General features: G+C 72.8%; 6 protein-coding genes, 1 tRNA gene, 1 other RNA gene and 1 pseudogene. 5 read left to right on the forward strand and 4 right to left on the reverse strand.

The window, feature by feature from the left end:
• Positions 1-230 (forward strand): annotated as a pseudogene (locus tag VF825_RS17225) (hypothetical protein); the annotation flags it as partial.
• A 15-nt stretch (positions 231-245) separates the two neighbouring features.
• Here VF825_RS17225 and VF825_RS17230 read toward each other — a convergent pair.
• Complete coding sequence (locus VF825_RS17230) at positions 246-680, reverse strand: universal stress protein (protein WP_331115638.1); 435 nt, start codon at positions 678-680, stop codon at positions 246-248.
• Between the two features lie 173 nt (positions 681-853).
• Here VF825_RS17230 and VF825_RS17235 point away from each other — a divergent pair, with 173 nt between their 5' ends.
• A complete protein-coding gene (locus VF825_RS17235; RefSeq protein WP_331115640.1) occupies positions 854-1,177 on the forward strand; it encodes a hypothetical protein in 324 nt (107 codons plus the stop codon).
• A gap of 152 nt (positions 1,178-1,329) precedes the next feature.
• On the opposite strand, the gene VF825_RS17240 is transcribed toward VF825_RS17235, so the two are convergent.
• Positions 1,330-1,417, reverse strand: a tRNA-Ser gene (locus VF825_RS17240).
• A gap of 113 nt (positions 1,418-1,530) precedes the next feature.
• Between VF825_RS17240 and ffs the strand changes: the two genes are divergently transcribed.
• Positions 1,531-1,627, forward strand: an RNA gene (gene ffs, locus VF825_RS17245) — signal recognition particle sRNA small type.
• Between the two features lie 174 nt (positions 1,628-1,801).
• Here the strand turns inward: ffs and VF825_RS17250 are convergent.
• Both VF825_RS17250 and VF825_RS17255 read right to left on the reverse strand, forming a co-directional pair.
• Positions 1,802-3,229, reverse strand: coding sequence for a gluconate:H+ symporter (locus VF825_RS17250; RefSeq protein WP_331115642.1), 1,428 nt, complete (start codon positions 3,227-3,229; stop codon positions 1,802-1,804).
• A gap of 45 nt (positions 3,230-3,274) precedes the next feature.
• Entirely contained in the window at positions 3,275-3,808 is a 534-nt protein-coding gene (locus tag VF825_RS17255) for a gluconokinase (RefSeq protein WP_331115644.1), read from the reverse strand.
• Positions 3,809-3,916: 108 nt separating this feature from the next.
• Between VF825_RS17255 and VF825_RS17260 the strand changes: the two genes are divergently transcribed.
• Both VF825_RS17260 and VF825_RS17265 read left to right on the forward strand, forming a co-directional pair.
• Positions 3,917-4,699 (forward strand): FadR/GntR family transcriptional regulator, encoded by a 783-nt coding sequence (locus tag VF825_RS17260; protein ID WP_331115646.1) that lies wholly within the window; start codon positions 3,917-3,919, stop codon positions 4,697-4,699.
• 9 nt (positions 4,700-4,708) lie between these two features.
• Positions 4,709-5,915: DNA polymerase III subunit gamma and tau (locus tag VF825_RS17265; RefSeq protein ID WP_331115648.1), on the forward strand; the 1,207-nt coding region annotated here is incomplete at its 3' end.

The following is a 5,915-nucleotide window of genomic DNA, read 5'->3' on the forward strand; positions in this document are numbered from 1 at the left end:
GGACGCTGGCGGCCGGCGCGGCGGCGGTGCGCGGGGCGACCCTGTGCGCGGTCGGCGGCCTGTTGCAGCTGCCTGCCGTCCGTGCGGCGTTCGACGACGCGGTCAGCCTGCTCGGGCTGGACCTGGCGCCGGCGCTCGGCACCGCCCTGGACGGGGCGCTCGTCCTCGGCCGGCACGTCGGTGAGGGGCGCGCGCTCGTCGCGCACCCGCCATACCTGCTGCTGTCCTGACGGTCGGCGACCGCGTCAGCGGCGGGGGACCACCACGACAGGGCAGCGGGCGTGGTGGACGCACTGCAGGCTGACCGACCCGAGCAGGGTGCCCGCGAAGGTGCCGTGGCCGCGGCTGCCGACGACGATCAGGTCCGCGCCCCGGGCCGCGTCCAGCAGCGCCTCGGCGGCGTGGCCGCGTACGACCTGGCGCACCACCGGCACGCCCTCGGACTCGCGCGCCACCTCCTCCAGGGCGACGTCCTGCTGCTTGCGGGCGTCGCCCTCGAGGTCGACGTCGGTGTACATCGGCACATAGCCGTAGGCGGCGGAGACCTCCCAGGCCGTGACGGCGTGCAGCTCGGCACCCATCAGGCGAGCGTGCTGGAGGGCCCAGCGCAGCGCGACCTGGCCGTTCTCGGACCCGTCCACGCCCACGACGACGACGGGGGTGTGCTGGCTCTGGCTCATGCCTGCAGCATCCGTGGACGCGGCCCGGGCAGGACAGGGACCTGGGACCTGCGGGCAAGGGTCGTGGGCCCCGCGCTCAGCCGATTGGAGGAACCCCTGAGGCGCGAGCGCCTGCAGAGTGGACGCCGGTGTGCCGGCAGGGTGAGTCGGCGCCGGGACGAGGGAGCGTGGGGATGGGTCTGGTCCTGGCCGGGGAGCTGCACCACGACCCGGCGCTGGACACGGGGCAGTTCTGGTACGCCGTTCCGGCCCTGGTGCTGCTGGTGGTCGTGACGGCGTGGGCCTGGCGGCGCGGGCAGGGCCGCTGGGCGGCGCTGGCGGTGGTCGCGGCCTGCGGGCTCTGGCTGCTGGCCGACCCGGTGCACGAGCCGAGCCTGTGGACGTTCATGGAGTCCCACGCGGTGACGCCGGGCGACCTGCTCGTGCTGCCGGCGCTCGCCGTCGCCGTCGTGGTGCTGCGCCGTGGTCTGGGGGATCCGGAGCCGGTGCGTCACTGAGGCGGATCGCTGTCGGAGGATGGGGGAGCACTCGGTTCGCTCCTCGCAGATCCGGAGGATGGGGGAGCCGTCGGGCTTCGCCCTCCTCCCAAATCCCGAGCGCTCCGCAAACGAGAACGGTCCCCGACGCAAGCGCCGGGGACCGTTCTCGATGGCGGAGGATGGGGGATTTGAACCCCCGAGGGTTTTATCCCAACACGATTTCCAATCGTGCGCACTAGGCCACTATGCGAATCCTCCGCGGAGGAGGTTACCCGACACCGGGGCCAGTTCCCCAATCGGCCCCGGCAGCCCCGGGCGGCCCCGCCGCGTGGCCGATTTCGGCGCCGCCGGACCCCTGCTCTAGAGTGGGTGCAGACCCCCCGTGTGGTGGTACCTCACTGAACTCCCCCAGGGCCGGAAGGCAGCAAGGGCAGGTGAGCTCTTCCAGGTGCGCGGGGGGTCCTTTCATGCCCTGAGCCGCCACGACTGGGCCACGGCGAAGACTTTTCGGTGTCCTGACCCGCACAAGTCTCAGAGGTGGCTGAAGGTCGTGCACCCCAGACGCCGAGAGGGACGTTCCTCAGGTCGGGGGCGGCCCCAGACCCGAGAAACGTCCCTCTCGCCGGGAGAGATCGGCCAGGCTCAGATGACCAGGCCGAGCAGCAGCACCAGGACGATGCCGACGACGGAGATCAGCGTCTCCATGACCGACCACGTCTTGACGTTCTGCACCACGTCGACCTTGAAGTACTCCTTCACCAGCCAGAAGCCGGCGTCGTTGACGTGGCTGAAGAACAGCGACCCGGCGCCGATCGCCAGCACCAGCAGCGAGGTGTGCGTCGGCGAGAGGCCGGCCGCGACCGGGGCGAGGATGCCCGAGGCGGTGATCGTGGCGACGGTGGCCGAGCCGGTCGCGAGGCGGATCAGCACCGCGACGACCCAGGCGAGCAGCAGCGGCGAGGCGCCGTTGCCGGCGACCGCCTTGGCGATGATGTCGCCGATGCCGGTGTCGACGAGCACCTGCTTGAACCCACCGCCGGCGGCGACGATCAGCAGGATGCCGGCGATGGGCGGGAACGACTGCTCCACCGACTTCGCGATGCCCACACGGGTCAGGCCGGCGCCGCGGCCGAGGGTGACCATGGCGACCAGGACGGCCAGCATCAGCGCGACCAGCGGGGTGCCGAGGAAGTCGAGGACCACGCGGGTGCCGTCGGTCTTGGGCAGGAAGATGTCCGCCAGCGCCTTGCCGAGCATGAGCACGACCGGCAGCAGCACGGTGAACAACGTGGCGCCGAAGCTCGGTCGCCGCACCGACGTCGCCGCCTCGGCCGCGAGGGTGCCGGGGCCGTCGCTGACGCGGTGCCCGGTGCCTGCCTCCGACCGCGACAGGAACAGGTCGGGAGCCTGGACCGGGACCCAGCGCGCGGCATACCGGGAGAAGAGCGGACCGGCGATGATGACCGTCGGGATGGCCACGAGGACGCCGAGGCCCAGGGTGATGCCGAGGTCGGCCTTGAGCGCGGCGACCGCCACGAGCGGGCCGGGGTGCGGCGGCACGAGGCCGTGCATCACCGACAGGCCGGCGAGGGCGGGGATGCCGACGCGCATCAGCGGCAGGCCCGAGCGCCGGGAGACCAGCAGGATCACCGGGATCAGCAGGACCAGCCCGATCTCGAAGAACATCGGCAGGCCGATCAGCGCGCCGACGAGCGCCATCGCCCACGGCAGCGCGCGGGTGCTGGCCCGGCCCACGATCGTGTCGACGATCTGGTCGGCGCCGCCGGAGTCGGCGAGGAGCCGCCCGAGCACCGCGCCGAGCGCGATCAGGGTGCCGACGCTGGCGACGGTGGCACCGACGCCCTTGCCGTAGCTGTCGAGCGTGTCGGCCAGCGGCATGCCGGCGATGGCGCCGACCGTGACCGCCCCGAGGGTGAGGCTGAGGAACGGGTGCAGCTTGACCTTGGTGATCAGCAGCACGATGAGGCCGATGCCGATGAGGGCGGCGGCGATCAGCCGCGGGTCGCTGGCAGCCGGGGCTGCCGCGGCGACGAGGGCGGGAGTGCTCACGTCTTCTCCTGGTAGATGGTCAGGTGGGTGGTTGGGTGGGGTGGGTCAGGCCGGAACCGGGTGGTCCGACAGGTATGCCGTGAAGCGCGCCACCACGTCGTCGACGGGGGCGGCGAGGTCGGCGACCATGCCCTCCTCGTCGGGTCCGAGGGGCTCGAGGTCGGCGAACTGGGAGGCGACGAGCGACGCCGGCATGAAGTGGCCGGGGCGCCCGGCGACGCGCTGCGCGACCACGGCGGGGTCGCCGTCGAGGTGCAGGAACGGCAGGTGGCCGACGGCGGTGCGCAGGACGACGCGGTAGCGCCGCTTGAGGGCCGAGCAGCTGACCACGGCGCCGGTGGCCCGGTGGTCGGCCAGCCAGCCGGCGATGGCACGCAGCCACGGGGCGCGGTCGGTGTCGTCGAGTGGGACCCCGGCCGACATCTTGGCGATGTTGGCCGGCGGGTGGAACTCGTCGGCATCGGCGTAGGGGACCCCGAGGCGTGCCGCGAGCTCCTGGCCGACGGTGGTCTTGCCCGAGCCGGAGACGCCCATGACGACCGCGATGGGGCGGCGGGCCGGGGGCGTGGTGAGGGTCATGCGGTGCTCCAGGGGGTCGATGGCTGCGGACCACTGTCCGCCGTTGATGTCATGAAATCAAGAGGTAACCCAGAATTGATATGACGTAACCCCGACTACAGTGGTCCCATGACGACGCCGGGCCTGCATGAGCGGGTCCTCTCACGCCTCGGCCCTGCCATCGTCGCGGGCGAGCCCGCCCCGGGCGAGGTGCTCCGGCTCGAGCAGCTCGAGGCCCGCTACGGCGTCTCGCGCACGGTGGTCCGGGAGGTCGTCAAGGTCCTCGAGTCCATGCACGTCGTCACCAGCCGCCGCCGCGTCGGCGTCACCGTGCTGCCCCGCACCGAGTGGAACATCTTCGACCCCCGGATGATCCGCTGGCGCCTCGCCGGTGCCGACCGGATGGAGCAGCTGTCCTCGCTGAGCCAGCTGCGCACCGCGGTCGAGCCGGTCGCCGCGGCGCTCGCGGCCCGCAACGCCACCCCCGAGCACTGCGGCCGGCTGACCGCAGCCGTCATCGGCATGTCGGTCTCGGCGCGCAAGGGCGACCTCGAGGAGTACCTGCAGCACGACATCGAGTTCCACCACGCCGTGCTCGAGGGCTCGGGCAACGAGATGTTCGCCGGCCTGACCCAGGTCGTCGCCGAGGTGCTCGCCGGCCGCACCCACCACCACCTCATGCCGGCGCACCCCGAGCCCGAGGCGCTGCGCCTGCACGCCGAGGTCAGCGACGCCATCCAGGCCGGAGACCCGGCCCGGGCCGAGAAGGCGATGCGCGCGATCGTGCAGGAGGCGATCGAGGCCATGGAGGCGATGGCCGCCGAGCCGGGGAAGGCCCCGGAGGGCCGCACGGTCGGGGGGAAGCCGCGGGCTGGGGACGTACCCCGCCCGCATGTCACCCGTCGCCGTTAGGGTTCCTTCGTGTCCACCGCCCTGTACCGCCGCTACCGGCCCGAGTCCTTCGCCGACGTCATCGGCCAGGAGCACGTGACCGAGCCCCTGATGCAGGCGCTGCGCACGGGACGGGTCAACCACGCCTACCTGTTCAGCGGCCCGCGCGGCTGCGGCAAGACGACCAGCGCCCGCATCCTGGCCCGCTGCCTCAACTGCGAGCAGGGTCCCACGCCCACACCCTGCGGCACCTGCCCGTCCTGCGTGGCGCTCGCCCGCGGCGGGTCCGGCTCGGTCGACGTCATCGAGATCGACGCCGCCAGCCACGGTGGTGTCGACGACGCCCGCGACCTGCGCGAACGCGCCTCCTACGGGCCGGCCCAGAGCCGCTTCAAGATCTACATCATCGACGAGGCGCACATGGTGACGCCGCAGGGCTTCAACGCCCTGCTCAAGATCGTCGAGGAGCCGCCGGAGCACGTGAAGTTCGTCTTCGCGACGACCGAGCCCGAGAAGGTCATCGGCACGATCCGCTCCCGCACCCACCACTACCCGTTCCGCCTCGTCCCGCCGCAGCAGCTCACCGACTACCTCGGCCAGCTGTGCGAGTCCGAGGGCGTGGCCGTCGCGCCGGGCGTGCTCTCCTTCGTCGTCCGCGCCGGTGGCGGGTCGGTGCGTGACTCGCTGTCCGTGCTCGACCAGCTCATCGCCGGCTCCGGGCCCGAGGGCCTGACCTACGAGGGCGCCGCCTCCCTGCTCGGCTTCACCGAGGGCGAGCTGCTCGACGCCACGATCGACGCGCTGGCCGCCGGCGACGCCGGGTCGGTGTTCCGCCAGGTCGACAAGGTCATCGAGACCGGCCACGACCCCCGGCGCTTCGTCGAGGACCTGCTCGAGCGGCTGCGCGACCTCATCGTCGTCGCCGCGGTGCCCGACGGTGCCTCCGCGGTGCTGCGCGGCCTGCCCGAGGACCAGCTCGAGCGGATGCGCCAGCAGTCCGCCGCGTTCGGCTCCGGCGCGCTCACCCGCGCTGCCGACATCGTCAACGCCGGCCTGACCGAGATGAGCGGTGCCACCGCGCCGCGCCTGCAGCTCGAGCTCATCTGCGCCCGCGTGCTGCTGCCCGGCGCCTCCGGCGAGAACGGGTATGCCGCGCGCCTGGACCGCCTCGAGCGTCGCCTCGACGTCGGGGCCGGCGGCGCGTCGGCGCCCTCCGCGCCGCCGGTGCAGTTCAGCC

Origin of the sequence: Oryzihumus sp., assembly GCF_036391795.1 — a bacterium.
GTDB lineage: Bacteria > Actinomycetota > Actinomycetes > Actinomycetales > Dermatophilaceae > Oryzihumus.